11 protein-coding genes and 2 pseudogenes are annotated in these 16,275 nt (G+C 39.7%); 3 read left to right on the top strand and 10 right to left on the bottom strand.

Annotated features, from left to right (window positions below; translation table 11 throughout):
- Positions 1-81: 81 nt before the first annotated feature.
- The 6 genes and pseudogenes from BSCG_RS14390 to prfB all read right to left on the bottom strand — a co-directional run bounded on the left by BSCG_RS14390 (position 82) and on the right by prfB (position 6,044).
- Positions 82-1,343 (bottom strand): annotated as a pseudogene (locus tag BSCG_RS14390) (ATP-binding protein).
- 147 nt (positions 1,344-1,490) lie between these two features.
- Entirely contained in the window at positions 1,491-2,783 is a 1,293-nt protein-coding gene (locus BSCG_RS14385; RefSeq protein WP_008776007.1) for an MgtC/SapB family protein, read from the bottom strand.
- Between the two features lie 58 nt (positions 2,784-2,841).
- A complete protein-coding gene (locus tag BSCG_RS14380) occupies positions 2,842-3,309 on the bottom strand; it encodes a CYTH domain-containing protein (RefSeq protein ID WP_008776008.1) in 468 nt (155 codons plus the stop codon).
- A gap of 111 nt (positions 3,310-3,420) precedes the next feature.
- Positions 3,421-4,473 (bottom strand): porin, encoded by a 1,053-nt coding sequence (locus tag BSCG_RS14375; protein ID WP_008776009.1) that lies wholly within the window; start codon positions 4,471-4,473, stop codon positions 3,421-3,423.
- A 235-nt stretch (positions 4,474-4,708) separates the two neighbouring features.
- Positions 4,709-4,843, bottom strand: coding sequence for a hypothetical protein (locus tag BSCG_RS30760; RefSeq protein ID WP_004299554.1), 135 nt, complete (start codon positions 4,841-4,843; stop codon positions 4,709-4,711).
- A gap of 84 nt (positions 4,844-4,927) precedes the next feature.
- Positions 4,928-6,044, bottom strand: a protein-coding gene (gene prfB, locus BSCG_RS14370) for a peptide chain release factor 2 (protein ID WP_143256892.1) whose coding sequence is annotated in 2 segments (ribosomal slippage) — positions 4,928-5,980 and positions 5,982-6,044 — 1,116 coding nt in all. Because the reading frame shifts where the segments join, the coding sequence is not laid out codon by codon here.
- A gap of 99 nt (positions 6,045-6,143) precedes the next feature.
- Here prfB and BSCG_RS14365 point away from each other — a divergent pair.
- On the top strand, positions 6,144-9,062 hold the full coding sequence (locus BSCG_RS14365) for a M16 family metallopeptidase (RefSeq protein WP_032849521.1): 2,919 nt from the start codon (positions 6,144-6,146) through the stop codon (positions 9,060-9,062).
- A gap of 188 nt (positions 9,063-9,250) precedes the next feature.
- Here BSCG_RS14365 and BSCG_RS14360 read toward each other — a convergent pair whose 3' ends face one another.
- Complete coding sequence (locus tag BSCG_RS14360) at positions 9,251-11,065, bottom strand: AMP-dependent synthetase/ligase (RefSeq protein WP_004305211.1); 1,815 nt, start codon at positions 11,063-11,065, stop codon at positions 9,251-9,253.
- Positions 11,066-11,174: 109 nt separating this feature from the next.
- Between BSCG_RS14360 and BSCG_RS14355 the strand changes: the two genes are divergently transcribed.
- On the top strand, positions 11,175-12,242 hold the full coding sequence (locus tag BSCG_RS14355; RefSeq protein ID WP_004299550.1) for a M20 family metallo-hydrolase: 1,068 nt from the start codon (positions 11,175-11,177) through the stop codon (positions 12,240-12,242).
- A gap of 88 nt (positions 12,243-12,330) precedes the next feature.
- Here BSCG_RS14355 and BSCG_RS14350 read toward each other — a convergent pair whose 3' ends face one another.
- Positions 12,331-13,521 (bottom strand): TlpA disulfide reductase family protein, encoded by a 1,191-nt coding sequence (locus BSCG_RS14350; protein ID WP_008997308.1) that lies wholly within the window; start codon positions 13,519-13,521, stop codon positions 12,331-12,333.
- Between the two features lie 384 nt (positions 13,522-13,905).
- On the opposite strand from BSCG_RS14350, the gene BSCG_RS14345 reads away from it, so the two are divergent.
- Positions 13,906-14,292, top strand: coding sequence for a lipocalin family protein (locus BSCG_RS14345; protein ID WP_008776013.1), 387 nt, complete (start codon positions 13,906-13,908; stop codon positions 14,290-14,292).
- A 57-nt stretch (positions 14,293-14,349) separates the two neighbouring features.
- On the opposite strand, the gene BSCG_RS14340 is transcribed toward BSCG_RS14345, so the two are convergent.
- Both BSCG_RS14340 and BSCG_RS28775 read right to left on the bottom strand, forming a co-directional pair.
- Complete coding sequence (locus tag BSCG_RS14340) at positions 14,350-15,324, bottom strand: P63C domain-containing protein (RefSeq protein WP_004309561.1); 975 nt, start codon at positions 15,322-15,324, stop codon at positions 14,350-14,352.
- Positions 15,314-16,262 (bottom strand): annotated as a pseudogene (locus tag BSCG_RS28775) (IS1595 family transposase). Before BSCG_RS28775 ends, BSCG_RS14340 begins: the two are co-directional and overlap by 11 nt.
- Positions 16,263-16,275: the final 13 nt, after the last annotated feature.

A 16,275-nucleotide genomic window follows, 5' to 3' on the forward strand; every position in this document is an offset into this window, starting at 1 on the left:
ATTAATCTGGCATACCCTCTTTTAATATTTAGTCCTGAATTTTTATTATCCAGGCATCTTTACAAATCAGGAATAGCTTATTCATCCTTCATCATCCAGCAACCACCTCCACACCGGCACAACCCGAATCGTCTTCTCTCCTTCTACGATCATTTCCTCTTCGTCTCTGGTAATAATACACAGATCATCCACTGCCACATTTTCTGCAAGTTTCAGTAAGGCATTCACTTCTCGTTTTCGAGTCTCCGGATCTTTTAAACTATATGATACTTGTATGGCCTTATGCCCTTCATCCAGATAAAAGTCTACTTCTATATTCCGATGATAGAAATATAAAGCATCACCATACCGTTTCTTTAATGTAACTGCCACGAGATTTTCCTATAAAGAAGTTTCCGGATCCATTAAAAACAGACTAAGTATTCCATTATCCATAAAATAATATTTTTTATTGGACACTTTATCGGCTAACTTACTAGCGTAGTTTTCTAAAGAAAACATGATCCAGGTATCTTCCAGATAATTCAAATAGTCTATAATAGTATCAGTGGTAATCTTCTTGCCTGTGGAAGATACTAAATTAGCCAGACGAGTGAAAGAAGAAGGCTGCTTCACGCTTTCAGCCAGTTTTCGAATGAGTACCTTTAACGCCATATCATTTCGAATAGAATAACGAGCCACTAAATCACCGAAGAATATCTTATTAAAAAGACTACTCAGCCATTGTCGCTTCTCTTGTCCCTCGGCCACTAACAGTTCAGGCAAACCACCAAAACGAAAGTAAGTATCGAAATGTCGGACTACCTCCGAACGGTTCTTATAAATCCAAAGCTTATCTAATTGAACACCGTTAGATGACAAATACTCACGGAATGAGAAAGGATAGACGTATTGAATCATAAAACGTCCCCTAGAGTAGTAGCTATATCCTTACTCAACATCTTAGCATTGCTCCCTGTTACATAAACCCTGTACTTCTGATCGGCAAGCCGTCGGACAAATTGTTCCCAATGCGGTACAATCTGTATTTCATCTAAAAAAAATATAGGACGATGAGAATACATCTCTTCATAACATCTCTTTATCATATCAAGATGTTCTGTATCCATACCAGCTATTCGCTCATCCTCAAAATTAAAGAAAAGAATCTCTTCCGGTGAAATACCTATCTCTATTAAATGATGTATCTGCTGATACATCAAATAAGACTTCCCAACCCGACGTAAACCTACAAAGACATAATTGAAGTTATCAGATAGAGTCACCGCACGTTTCACGAATGACACGCTCTTTACAAACTGCTGATATTCAGCTATCAATCCTTTTATCAGTTCCTTATTCATTTTACATTATCGATTATATTCGACAAATATAGATTATTTTTATCGAATATAGTCGACAAAAACACATCTATTTCATCGATTATATTCGACAAAATAGTAAATTACTAGAACTAGGACTAATGAAAAACGATCAATTGCTCCCCTTTCTTAAATATAAAAGAACAGCAACAAAACGAGATTACAAGCAATTACCACACCGAATCCTCCCAAAATCCAAGGACGAAGTTTACTCCCCTTCCCTGCAAAGAATAGAGCATAGAACATGTTTACCATTATATTGCTAATAATAGCCTGCATACTACAAGCAGTAATTATCAATGCAGCCACACTACCTGTATTTTGCAACAAGTTTAAGATGAAAGGAGTTATATCACTAAAACCGGAAACAAAAGACAAGAGATTTAATCCGCCTGTGCCCGCATACACTAACGTATAGTGAGTTAAGAAAGTAAATATCACAAAGAGTACGGCAAAAATCAAAGCAACTTTAAATTCCAACGGGTTGCTACTATCATCCTCTTCTGTTTCAGCAGGCTGGTCTTCCGGTCGTTTTTGTCGGGAATGGATAAACCAAGCAACAATAGCCGCCACCACCGCCATAGTCAACAGATACGGATAAATAGACAGGAAGATTTCTCTACTGAAAATAAGTATCAGTATCATAAATCGCAGAAACATCATGCTGACAGCCAACAACATGGCAGCAACATAATCAGTAGCTTCCTGTTCAGAGGCTTTCCGGCTTTTACGGGCAAGTACCGAGATCGTAGCCGTACTGCTGTATAATCCACCAATAATACCGGAAACTAACGTTCCGGATTCATGGAATACATATCTCTTTAATAGATAAGAGAGATAGGAAATGCCGGATACTACTACCGTTGCCAACCAGATAGAATAAGGAGTAAGATTAATATCCGGAATCAGATTCTTATGCGGAAGCATCGGTAATATGATACCGCTGATAGCCAAGAACTTGGCTAACGTAATCATTTCATCATTCTTCATCCGTTGCGCAAACTCTGTAAAAGTATGTTTGAGTTCTGTCAGCAGGAGCACAGTCACAACTACCATAACATAAAACCAGGAAGGTTGGGTAGCTACGATAGGAGCCATACAATAAGTAATCAGGGCAATAATGATGGTAGTTACACCAAAAACATGAAATTGTGATTGCTTTACATAATAGTTTAATCCCAACAGCAATCCCAATACCGCTCCACCTCCCATAAACAGACGCATATCCGTAGGGTCTAAGATATAAAGCAAGTAACCCAGTATACCAATAAAGGTAAAGGTGCGGTCGGTTCCGAAAAGAGTAGTTTCCCCCTCACGCTTCAGACTGATTCGACGTTGCGAAAGTCCGATTAATAAAGAAAACAAGGTTACTAAAACAAAAGTAACCAATTCACGCGGCACATAGCTGTACAACTGTTCCATATCCATACACTGCTCTCTTTTTTATATAAGAACAAATATACGGTTTATTTGTTAACGCTCACCACGTTTTATACGGTTTTTTCATTAGCTGTGAATTATAGTAGCGTATGTCGCCCGTTACCTCCTCACCAATAAAGTCGGGTTTTACAAAAGCCTCATCTTCCGATTCCAACTCTACTTCTGCCACAATAAGTCCTTCATTCTCACCATAAAACTCGTCGACTTCAAATACATGTTTGCCACTACGTACCAAATAACGGGTCTTGTCAATAATCCTCGGTTCGCAAAGCCTCATCAATTCTTCTGCTTCTGATAAGGCCAGCTCCTTTTCCCATTCATAACGACTGGTACCGGAAGCATTAGAAGCTCCCTTTATTGTCAGATAACCTTTTTCATCCCGAATACGAACCCGGACAGTACGCCCGCGAGCACTACTGATATACCCCTGCACAATATGACTCTGCGCAAAAGCCGAAGACTTGAATTCACCGATAACTAAAAATTTACGTTCTATTTCCTGTGCCATGGCACAAAGATAAATTAAAAATTGAAAATTGAGAATTAAAAAATGATAGTTTGACATCTCACATCATGTATCAGAAAACTACAATTCTCAATTTTCAAGTCTCAATTTATTTCAGAATCTCGTCATAAACTCAATCACGATTTTGTCCCGTTCCGATTCTTTTGGAACGCCGGAGTTCTTATAGAAATATTTCTCGAAGTTCAATCGGAGGTCGGCAATGAAAGCTTTGGAAAGACTTAGCGTGATTCCACCCGTCACACGATGTCGGGCATAATCATTTATAATCAGAGCTTTTGTCGTTTCATCCATCTTGCCATCACTATGATCGGTCATCATATCATAGCGAGCCAGGAAAGAGATTTTATTGAACACTTTCTTTAATGGTAAATCGTAATTAATAAAACTATTCACCGCATGAACATCTTTAAATGCTTCGTGGCCGTACATTTTATATAAATATTCCGCCTCAATATGAAAACGGTCATTCTGATAATAGATACCGGCATCGTACATATTAATCCGTACATTTTCCGGTTTTATCATTTGGGTGCTAAGTGTCAGATTCCAGTTCTTATTAGGCAGTAACTGTGCTTTTATGGAGTAATTCAGCGTTTTATGCCATTCTTTCTGATTGGTCAAACCGGAGCCGTTGAATAATCCTCCTTCAAGGATAAAAGGGAAGCCACCTTTATTCGTATAGCCAGCCGTAAAACCAACGTCACGCACATTTCCTACTTGCTTGGCAATGAATGAACGGTTGGCAAAATACTGCTGATGTGGTGAGCGGTGAGCGTCTATTGTGAAAGGAACGCGCATCTGACCAATCGTAAAATTCAGGTCTTTCACCGGAAAAACACGTGCATACGCATCAAGCATCTTGATAGAGCCTTCATCGGAAAGGTCGATTTCCGCTTTATAAGCAACTATCGGATGCACATTTCCCGAAACACTGAAGCGTGCATTACGTACTTCAAAACGGCTTTCACTTGTTTCTGTCTGATATTCGTACTTTCCCCGGATTGTTCCGTGAATCTCCGGCAGATAATCCTTAAACTCCATGGTCTGTTTATCCAGCATCTTACCATCCCCTGCATCTTCTTTTGCCTGTCCAAAGGCCATTGTCGCCAGCAAAAGCATAACGACGGTTGTTCTGATTCTACTCATTTCAGTTGTCTGCTACTAAATTCACGGCAAAAGTACAACTGTGAGGATACACGGAGATGACAAATTAACTACGGGAAAATGACAGAAAAGTTACATTTATATTACAGAGAACACAAATGCATTACAAAACAAAGAGTTCGCCACAAATTACGCAGATTAACACAGATCGGATTTGATATTTATCCTATCAATAACCAAACAATCTGGGTTAACCGTATAATTTGTGGCGAACTTATCAGCCGAAAAAGGAAAATGCGATCAGCATAATCAATGCCAAAATAATTAATGAGACGAACACTATTTTGACAACCTTCTGGGCTTGTTCTTCTTCTTTCTTACTAATTGCTACTTTTTTCTTCACCTTACCCATAATAGTTAGCTTTAAAGTTCAACGCTAACAAAGTAAGTACAAATCTATTAACTTTCCAAAAATAATTCTTGCTAATTTTATTTTTTATGATTCTTGTGAAGAAAACTCCATCAAATAAGCTTTGATAAAACCATCTATTTTGCCATCCATCACGCCGTTCACATCCGAGGTTTGATAGTTGGTACGGTGGTCTTTCACACGACGGTCATCAAATACGTAGCTTCGGATTTGAGAACCCCATTCGATTTTCTTCTTACCGGCTTCCACCTTCGCCTGTTCTGCCATACGGTGCTGCAATTCCTTATCATATAAGATAGAACGTAACTGACGCATTGCATTCTCACGATTCTTCGGTTGGTCACGGGTTTCGGTATTCTCGATCAGGATTTCTTCTTCCTCACCGGTATAAGGGTCTTTATACTGATAACGCAAACGGACACCGGACTCCACCTTATTCACATTCTGTCCACCGGCACCACCGCTTCGAAACGTATCCCAAGAGATATTGGCAGGCAAAATATTAACTTCAATACTGTCATCTACCAACGGAGTAACAAACACAGAAGCAAAAGAGGTCATACGTTTACCCTGCGCATTGTAGGGAGAAACACGAACCAAACGGTGCACACCGTTCTCTCCTTTCAAATAACCATAAGCAAAGTCACCTTCGATATTGATAGTACAAGTCTTGATTCCGGCTTCATCCCCTTCCTGAAGGTTGGCAATGGTAGCTTTATAACCATTCGTCTCGGCATAACGCAGATACATACGCATCAACATGGAAGCCCAGTCCTGACTTTCCGTACCACCGGCACCTGAATTGATTTTCAGCACACAATCCATCTGGTCGGCTTCATCACGAAGCATATTTTTGAGTTCGAGTGCCTCTACCGCCTCACTGGCTTTTGCATAAGCAGCATCTACATCTTCCTCAGTCACCAGTTCTTCTTTATAGAAATCAAATGCCAGTTCGAGTTCGTCTGCCAGCGTTTTGAGTTCGTTGTAACCCTCAATCCACTTTTGCAGGTCTTTCACCAGTTTCATTTGAGCTTCGGCTCTCTTCTGGTCATCCCAGAATCCCGGAGCTTGTGTTCTTAATTGCTCTTCTTCGACTTGAATTTTCTTCCCGTCGATGTCAAAGATACCTCCTCAGCGCATCAGTGCGCTCTTTCACGTCTTTAAGTTGTTCAATAGTAATCATTTGATTTACAATTTTATTATTTACAAATTTCAGATATCGGGGACAAAGATAAGCAAAATTCTGCTACCTTTGTTTTTGTTATTAAAATGTTGTCATATTATGAACAAACGATTGAAACTTTCTTGCTTGTCACTCTTCCTGGCATTAGTGATTTGCAGCTGTAGCTCACAAAAGAAGTATAGCTACGAAACAGTGCCCAATGACCCGCTAAAAGCCCGCATTTACACACTGGATAACGGACTAAAGGTTTACCTCACCGTAAACAAGGAAACTCCGCGCATACAAACATTTATCGCAGTAAGAGTGGGCGGGAAGAATGACCCGGCAGAAACGACGGGACTTGCCCATTATTTCGAACATCTCATGTTTAAAGGCACCGACAAGTTTGGCACACAAGACTACGCGGCCGAAAAGCCTCTGCTGGATGCAATCGAACAACAGTTCGAAATTTATCGTAAGACTACGGATGAAGCGGAACGTAAGGCGATCTACCACACCATCGACAGCCTTTCTTACGAAGCTTCCAAGTATGCTATCCCTAATGAATATGACAAATTAATGGCAGCCATCGGATCTACCGGCAGCAATGCTTATACCTGGTATGACCAGACGGTCTATCAGGAAGACATTCCTTCCAACCAGATAGACAACTGGGCGAAGATTCAGGCAGATCGTTTTGAAAACAATGTAATTCGTGGTTTCCATACTGAATTGGAAGCTGTATATGAAGAGAAAAATATGTCACTCACCCGTGACAACAGCAAAGTGCAGGAAGCTATTTTTTCTTCTCTTTTTCCCAAGCATCCTTATGGAACGCAGACTGTGTTAGGTACACAGGAGAACCTAAAGAATCCTTCTATCACGAATATCAAGAACTACTATAAACAATGGTATGTGCCCAACAATATGGCAATCTGTATGTCTGGCGATTTAGACCCGGATGCAACAATTGCATTAATCGATAAATATTTTGGTGGATTGAAACCCAATCCGGAACTCCCGAAACTGGACCTTCCGAAAGAGGCGCCAATCACGCAACCTGTTGTAAAAGAGGTGTTAGGTCCGGATGCCGAAAGCGTTGCATTGGCTTGGAGATTCCCCGGTGTATCCGACAAAGACTTTGAAATCCTGCAAGTCGTTTCGCAAGTATTGTACAATGGAAAGGCAGGACTTATCGACCTTGATCTGAACCAGCAACAGAAGGTCTTGAATAGTTACGGTTACCCGATGGGACTGGCAGATTACTCTGCATTGCTGTTAGGAGGACTTCCTAAACAAGGACAAACACTGGAAGAGGTAAAAGACTTGCTACTCAGCGAAATCAAGAAGCTCCGTGCCGGAGAGTTCGACGAGAAAATGCTGGAAGCGAACATCAACAATTTCAAACTCGGTGAACTGCAAAACATGGAAAGCAACGAAGGACGTGCCGATATGTTTGTCAACTCATTTATTAACGGCACAGACTGGAAAAATGAAGTTACTGCCATCGACCGTATGGCCAAACTGACCAAAGAAGACATCGTAGCGTTCGCCAACAAATACCTGAAAGAAGATAATTATGCCGTTATCTACAAAAAGCAAGGAAAAGACCCGAACGAAAAGAAGATGACGAAACCGGAGATTACTCCTATCATAACCAATCGTGATGTAGCCAGTCCGTTCCTTGTGGAGGTACAGGAAAGCGCAGTCAAACCGATTGAGCCTGTGTTCCTCGACTATCAAAAGGATATGAGCCAATTAAAGGCAAAATCGGATATTCCGGTTCTTTACAAACAGAATGTAGCCAATGACCTGTTCCAATTGATTTATGTCTTTGATATGGGAAACAACCATGACAAAGCTTTGGGAACAGCATTCGATTATCTCGAATATCTCGGTACTTCGGACATGACACCGGAAGAACTGAAAAGTGAATTCTATCGCCTGGCTTGTACTTTCTATGTTTCTCCGGGTAACGAACGCACGTATGTCGTACTTTCCGGACTGAATGAGAATATGCCTGCTGCCGTACAATTATTCGAAAAGCTACTGGCAGATGCGCAGGTTAATAAGGAAGCCTATACTAATATGACCAGCGATATACTGAAAGCCCGTTCGGACGCCAAACTGAATCAGGGACAGAACTTCTCCCGTTTGATGAGCTTTGCCATGTACGGTCCCAAATCCCCTGCCACCAATCTACTGACGGAGGCGGAACTGACAAATATGAATCCACAGGAACTGGTAGACCGGATTCACAATCAGAACAGCTACAAGCACCGTATTTTATACTACGGCCCAAGCAGCAGCAAAGATTTACTGGCTACCATCAACCAATATCATCAGGTTCCGGCAACCCTGAAGGATATTCCTGCCGGAAACGAGTATGCTTATCTCGAAACTCCCGTTACTAAAGTTCTAGTAGCTCCTTATGACGCCAAGCAAATATACATGGCACAGATATCCAATCTCGATAAGAAGTATGATCCTGCCATTGAACCTATCCGCGCATTATATGATGAATACTTCGGAGGGGGCATGAACTCTATCGTCTTCCAGGAAATGCGTGAAACACGTGGATTGGCTTATTCCGCCTGGGCTAGCATAATGCCGCCGAGCTACTTGAAGTATCCCTATGTACTACGTACACAGATTGCCACGCAAAACGACAAAATGATTGATGCCGTCACTACATTTAATGACATCATCAATAATATGCCGGAATCCGAAGCTGCTTTCAAACTGGCTAAAGACGGATTAACCAACCGTCTGCGCACCGAACGTATCATCAAAGGTGACATTATCTGGAGTTATATCAATGCACAAGATTTAGGGCAAAACGTAGACCCGCGCATCAAGCTCTACAACGACATACAGAACATGTCGCTAAAAGATATTGTCGATTTCCAAAAGCAATGGGTAAAAGGACGTACGTATGTTTATTGCATCCTGGGAGATAAGAAAGATTTGGAGCTGGATAAATTGAAAGCTGTAGGTCCTATTGAAGAATTGACCCAAGAACAGATTTTCGGATACTAAAAAGAAACGAGCCGGCCATAAATAATTAGCAGGTGTCAAAGCCCCCCTAAACACAAAGTTTACCCCTGTTACAAATTGAACTGTAACAGGGGTAATACTTTTAAAGAGAGCTCCAATACACTCTTTATTGTTTCCGATTTATCATTTACGGTTTATCGTTTCATTTTTAACGATAAACCGCTTATCGCCTATTTCTCACTTTCTTCGTACATCTTCTCTATCTGCTCACTATAATTCTTGGCAACCACCGCCCGTTTCAGTTTCAGTGTATTAGTCAATTCTCCACGTTCCATGCTGAATGGCTCAGGCAGTAAAGTGAAACGTTTGATTTGTTCATAGTGCGCAAATTGTTGCTGAAGTGTATCGATCCGGGCACGGAACAATCCTACAATCTTCGGATGCTGCAACAGTTCCGTCATATCCTTATATTCAATACCCTTTTCTTTGGCATACTCTTTCACAAATCCATATACAGGAACAATCAGAGCCGAGACAAACTTACGTTGATCGGCGATAATGGCAATCTGGTCGATATAACGGTCAATGACCAACTTCGTTTCCAAAGCTTGCGGAGCGACGTATTTGCCGTTTGATGTTTTGAATAAATCTTTAATACGTTCCGTCAGGAAAAGCTGTCCATTTTTAAAGTAACCGGCATCACCTGTATGGAACCAGCCATCCGGCTCAATAGCGGCAGCTGTGGCTTCCGCTTTTTTGTAATAGCCTTTTGTGATCGTCTTACCCCGAAGCAGGATTTCATTGTCTTCACCGATTTTCACTTCAATCCCCGGCAGTACAACACCTACCGAACCGATATCATAGCCAACCGGCAGTGTACAAGATACAGTAGCCGTAGATTCCGTCAGTCCATATCCTACCACCATATTGATTCCTACCGAATGAACGAATTCATTAATCTCATCGGGAACGGCAGCACCGGCAGTCGGGAAAAAGTTACCATTCTCAATACCGATTGTTTTTTTCAGCAAAGAATAGATAGTCTTTTCGTAAAACTTATATTTCAGTTGATTCATCACCGGAGGAGTCTTTCCCAGACGCAGATAATCCAGATTATGGATTCTACCTACCCGGATAGCATCCAGCATCAGTGCCTTCTTCAACCCGGTTGTTTCGTTTATTTTTTCCTGTACCCCTGCATACACCTTCTCCCAAAAACGGGGAACACTGCACATCAGTGTCGGGCGAATTTCCTTAATGGTTGTTTGTATATCTGCCGGACGGAGATTGATACAAATCTGCACTCCTTTATGAATACAGAGATAACACCATGCTTTCTCAAACACGTGTGTTAATGGAAGGAAGTTCATCGATACATCCTTATCCGACATCGTCGTCAAACGGTCATCATGTGTATGAAACTGTTCCAGATAACAAGAATGATGAAGCATAACCCCTTTCGGTTCCCCCGTTGTGCCGGAAGTATAGAGAATATTTGCCAAGTCATCATAAGAAGCCCGCTCCGTACGTTCTTCTACCGTATCATTATGAGGCAATCCCTCTCCCGTCGCCATAAATTCATCAAAATAGATAGATGATACGTCACGAGGGTCTTTTACCACCGAACGGTCAAAGATTATCAGTTGTTGCAAAGAAGAACAGAAACCAAAGATACTGAAAGCGGCATCATACTGGTATTGCTCACCGACAAAAAGAAAACGAATCTGCGCATCATTAATGATATATTGCGCCTGCGCAGGTGAACTCGTTGCATAAAACGGAATGGTAACCGCCCGGTTGGCAAATGCACCAAAGTCTACATAGAACCATTCGGGTTTATTCTGTGAAAATATACCGATATTCTCTTGTTCTTCCACTCCCAATGCCACGAAAGCATTAGCTGCTTGCCGTACTGTTCCGGAGAACTGCTTCCATGAAATAGGAATCCATTGAGCTGTCTCATAGTCACGGTATTTTAAGGCTACCTTGTCGCCATATTTTTCGGCCTGACGATGGACCAGGACAGATAAATGATGATAAGTCATACTCTTTGTATTAGTAAATATGGTACAAAGGTATTAGTTTTATTTGAAACTATTGCTCAAAACGACTATCTTTGTGCAAAGATTAAGATATAGATAAAAGATTTGCACTATGAAATATGATATTCCATATATGACAACAGAGGCTGTAAGCCTGCTTAAATCACTGATTAGTATTCCTTCAATCAGCCGGGAAGAAACCCAAGCTGCGGATTTCCTGCAAAACTATATTGAAATGGCAGGTATGCAGACGGGACGTAAAGGAAATAATGTGTGGTGCTTTAGTCCTATGTTTGATCTGAAGAAGCCGACTATTTTACTTAACTCCCACATAGACACAGTGAAACCTGTTAACGGTTGGCGGAAAGATCCGTTCACTCCACGTGAAGAAAACGGTAAGTTATATGGATTAGGAAGTAACGATGCCGGTGCCAGCGTTGTTTCGTTATTACAGGTGTTCCTGCAACTATGTCGCACTTCGCAGAAGTATAATCTGATTTATCTGGCCTCTTGTGAAGAAGAAGTTTCTGGAAAAGACGGAATTGAGAGCGTATTGCCGGGACTTCCTCCAGTCTCATTTGCCATAGTGGGCGAACCGACAGAGATGCAACCCGCCATTGCCGAAAAGGGATTAATGGTATTGGATGTTACTGCCACAGGTAAGGCGGGACACGCAGCGCGTAATGAAGGAGACAATGCTATTTACAAAGTATTAGATGATATTGCCTGGTTCCGTGACTATCGTTTTGAGAAAGAGTCACCCTTGTTGGGTCCCGTAAAGATGAGTGTCACTGTCATCAATGCCGGTACACAACACAATGTGATTCCCGACAAATGTACTTTCATCGTCGATGTCCGGAGTAACGAGCTTTACTCAAATGAAGAACTGTTTGCTGAAATCAAAAAGCATATTTCCTGTGAAGCCCAAGCCCGTTCATTCCGTCTCAATTCTTCACGAATTGACGAAAAGCACCCATTTGTACAGAAAGCTATGAAGTTAGGACGCGTTCCTTTTGGTTCTCCAACATTGTCCGACCAGGCCTTAATGTCCTTCCCATCGGTAAAAATTGGTCCGGGACGTTCGTCACGTTCACACACGGCAGAAGAATATATCATGTTAAAAGAAATAGAAGAAGCGATCGGACTTTATTTAGAGCTATTGGACGGACTTCTGATTTAATAAAAGTCATTGGTGAATTGATAGTGGTTATCCTATTATATAGTTTCTCAACTATCAATTCACCCATACAATAAAAACAAAGCAACGATTATTCAAACAACTTCGATAAAGCTTCCTCCAGTTTTTCACCCCTTAAATTTTTGTCTATAACAATTCCCGTAGGATCTACAAGAAAAGTTCTGGGTATAGCATGGATACCATATATATCAGAAGCATCCACATCCAACAATTGTACCCAATTCATTCCAAGTTCTTCAACAGCAGCCCTCCAAGGTTTCAGTTTCCGATCTGTGGATATGCTAATCACCTCAAATCCCTTAGAAGCATATTTTTCATAAGCAGCTTTCACATTGGGCATTTCATGCCGACAAGGTCCACACCATGAAGCCCAAAAGTCAATCAAGACATATTTTCCTTTACCCACATAATCAGACAAGAGCTTCATGTTGCCAGCATTGTCTTTCACTTTAGCATCCGGGAAACGTTCGCCAATCTTTATCTTGGCATCCATTTCCTGCCGTTTCTTTTGTTCTTCACGCTGTTCCGGAGTCATTTTATTTTCAAGTTCCGCCTTCATTCGGAGCTCTGCTTGGTTCTTCTTTTCCACAATATTTCTCACCAAATTATTTTGTGAAAACAGAGGCGAAGCTTCTTTCATCAGAATCTTCATATCATCAAAAGGCATCATCATACCTCCAACGGAGAAAAGATATACACCCACTATACTATTCTTATAATCCTTTATACAATGTGATACTGAATCCATTTGTGCAAGAAATAATTTATTATTCCGATCAAATTCCGCTTTAAATACAGTATCATTCCTCATCTTATCCGAAAATACTTCCGGTTTCATCCCAAGCATTAACTTATAAATATCATTCGATGTTTTCAACATATTATCCATTATTAGCTGCATACGATTTAAAGCTATATTCAATGAATCATTTAAAGGCGTTCCCCCTCTCTTATTCGCAGCAATATTTACTGATATTTCTCCTTTTTCGAAAATCAACGGATAGGTTTCTCCATCCATATCCTTGATGATTGCAATATCCGGCATCTGATGTACACCAGAAAAAGAGAACTTACCTTTTTCCACTGTTGTACTGTCCAAAACGACTTCTTTGGCTTTCTCTCCATCTCCCATCAGGCATAAATACAACAATTGATTATTCAATTCCTCATTAGCAATACCTCGGATAGAGAATTTCTCTTGGGCAGAAGAAAATATAGCAATAGCACAAAAAGTGCATAAAATCATAATTCGATTTCTCATATAGAATAAATTTAGGCAACTATACCTTGTTTACATTAATATTTAAAAAATTCACGTTTATGATTATAACATTTAAACTATTTGTTATATTTGCACCAAATATACAAATAAGATTGGACTTTTCCAATCATTGTAACGACATAAAATAGCTCAATCGCCTTCTGAATCACCACCTCGGAAATTAAACGAGCTATAAATGAACCAATACATATTGGGCGAGTTGAAACCTTTAGGCGTAGACTTCCCCATAATGTATTGTGGCTTGTGGTGAGCCAAGAAGGCGTATGGGTGATAGTCTGCGCTTTCTTGTATACTTGTAATGCGTGGTTATCGCTGAAATTGGCGACCCTTTATTTTTAGTATTAACCATAAAATTTCAAGTTTATGAAAAAGTTTTTAAGTATGACGCTGTTACTTACAGCTATGTTTTTAACGTTCTCTGCGTGTTCAAGTGATGACGACGAAACAAATTACCCAGACATCACAGGCTCTTGGAGTGAAATAAGTGAAACTCCCGGAGAGTACATATCTAGTTATATGGAAGTGATGTGGACTTTCAATTCCGATAATACGGCTACTCAAAGAGTTATTCTGAAATTCAACAATGTTACTTCTAGGGACACAAGTACTAATTTTACTTATGAATATAAAGGTAGTACTATTACTTTGAAGAATGATAAGGTAACATTAGATTATGAAATAAGCATTTCAGGTAACAACATGAAATTAGGGAATGAAAAAGATGGTTACTTCAATCTAACTAAAAAGTAACAATGTTATTTAGCAACTGATTAAACGACCGGAGCGATAAACTCCGGTCATTCTATTTCAATCCTCTTTTGGCTCATATCCTAATATATCATCTATTCCTTTGTCGAATTCATCGTTAGGTGAATCTTCTTTTATTTCTTCTGCTTCTACATCTATTATCTTTTGTGGTTGTTTAGGGAAAGCCCTATCTAAAAGTTCCATAAAAATATTCCAGTTGTAATTAGCTGCTCTTCCCAATGCTTCGACACTTGCTAAATATTCTTTTAGTTTAGGTTTACCAATATCTTGAGTAAAAAATTGATGATGTTTATCTTTTCTATATCCTTTATCATTTTTAGGATTTTTCTCATTTAAAGTTGAAAGAGTTAATGGGGCTATTCTTTCATAAACAATATTGTTTATCCATTGTCCAACAACTCCCGGTCTTTTATTAGTCATAGTCCAATTCCATCCCCGCATTTTATATATCATTTCAAAAAAACTATCCTCAAATGTTTTTATCCATTTAGATGCTTCATCAGACAAAAATTGATTTAAGAACTTTTGCAATTCATCCTTTGCTCTTTTTTTCTCTTTATCATAGCCTGTTACTGCATCTACAAGAGCTATGATTCCGACTTTTGAAACAGCTCTAGTTATTATACGTGCTGCTTTGTAATATTCCTCACTTACTTGATATACTCGGGAATCATAAGCGTCAATTATTGCATAGCACAAGTCTATCAATAATGTTACTTCATATCCGTATGTATCTGATTGAGAACCACTTGCGGTGGGTCTTTTAAATTTAATAGGATGAGATAACTTATCATAAATCCCGGGAGGCAAATTAGTAGATATAGGTTTACTATTAATAAACTTAGATAGCCATGTACCCGAATAATTTGGGTTTGCACCAATTGCATTTTGGATTCCCCGCCCTGAAAATACGCGAGTTCCATCTTCTAACACATAACAAGGGATAGATAATTCACCTAAATATAATGGTGTTTTATCAGAGCCAAACTTTGCTTTTAAAACTTTATTTTCCATATATCAATTCTTTATACGTTAATCTATACTCTAAGTTCTCTAAAAGTCGGTCAAATTTTTCTCGATTAGTAAGTTCTCGATTGTTTGCCCTATATACAAATTCATCTATGTATTTCTGCATGTGTCTCCTAGACCAATAATGATATACACCGATAACACCTCGTTTAACTACCGACCAAAAGTTTTCTATATGATTAGTAGTGAATGCCCCTTTTCCGTAGAATCCTTTCTTATGGTTTACGTTTTGATGATTATATAACGTATCAGCTTTCTTTCCATAATTCCATTCATCAGTATAAAGATCACTTCCTAACTTGACATATCTTAGGATTAATGGCGAAAGATTTTTAACCTGTGTATTAGGAACGACCTTCGCTATCACCCTTCCACCTTGTTGTATTAATCCAAACACTGGCGTTTTATCTTTGAAAGACCTACCTTGACTTCTTGGAACTTTCTTGTTCCAATGCCTGTTCTTGTTCTTTCCTCCAATTAAAAGTCTCATCGATCTCTACAGTTCCGCTTAATTTACCACCTCCACCCTCATCTTCACTTCCAACGTCATTGTCTATTCCTAATGCTTTCCGAATTCGGTGCATCATAAACCATGCTGTCTTTTGTGACACTTTGATGTTTTCTCCTAGCTGAACGGAAGAAATACCTTTTTTGTAGGATAAAATCGTCCATATTGCTTCAAACCAACTAATCAAAGGAATCCTTGTTCCTTGAAAAATAGTTTTTGTTTTAACATCGAAGTATTTTCCTGTGTTTTTACAACGATATTTATTATCTTTGCACTTGTAGACTTTGGAAGTTTTATCGAATGGGGAAATTACGTTTCCATGCCACCGTCTTTCTTCCAAATAATCTATGCAGGATTGCTCTGTTGGAAAAGCCTTCCGCAAATCTGACAGGGAGGTGAATCTACTATTAAACATAAGAACACTTTTT

Origin of the sequence: Bacteroides sp. 2_2_4, from assembly GCF_000157055.1 — a bacterium.
Taxonomy (GTDB): Bacteria; Bacteroidota; Bacteroidia; order Bacteroidales; family Bacteroidaceae; genus Bacteroides; species Bacteroides ovatus.

What these genes read in the sequence shown, in the direction of transcription:
- BSCG_RS14385 (WP_008776007.1), bottom strand. Translation starts at nt 2,783, where the DNA reads ATGGAACAGTTGTACAGCTATGTGCCGCGTGAATTGGTTACTTTTGTT.
- BSCG_RS14380 (WP_008776008.1), bottom strand. Translation starts at nt 3,309, where the DNA reads ATGGCACAGGAAATAGAACGTAAATTTTTAGTTATCGGTGAATTCAAG.
- BSCG_RS14375 (WP_008776009.1), bottom strand. Translation starts at nt 4,473, where the DNA reads ATGAGTAGAATCAGAACAACCGTCGTTATGCTTTTGCTGGCGACAATG.
- BSCG_RS30760 (WP_004299554.1), bottom strand. Translation starts at nt 4,843, where the DNA reads ATGGGTAAGGTGAAGAAAAAAGTAGCAATTAGTAAGAAAGAAGAAGAA.
- BSCG_RS14365 (WP_032849521.1), top strand. Translation starts at nt 6,144, where the DNA reads ATGAACAAACGATTGAAACTTTCTTGCTTGTCACTCTTCCTGGCATTA.
- BSCG_RS14360 (WP_004305211.1), bottom strand. Translation starts at nt 11,065, where the DNA reads ATGACTTATCATCATTTATCTGTCCTGGTCCATCGTCAGGCCGAAAAA.
- BSCG_RS14355 (WP_004299550.1), top strand. Translation starts at nt 11,175, where the DNA reads ATGAAATATGATATTCCATATATGACAACAGAGGCTGTAAGCCTGCTT.
- BSCG_RS14350 (WP_008997308.1), bottom strand. Translation starts at nt 13,521, where the DNA reads ATGAGAAATCGAATTATGATTTTATGCACTTTTTGTGCTATTGCTATA.
- BSCG_RS14345 (WP_008776013.1), top strand. Translation starts at nt 13,906, where the DNA reads ATGAAAAAGTTTTTAAGTATGACGCTGTTACTTACAGCTATGTTTTTA.
- BSCG_RS14340 (WP_004309561.1), bottom strand. Translation starts at nt 15,324, where the DNA reads ATGGAAAATAAAGTTTTAAAAGCAAAGTTTGGCTCTGATAAAACACCA.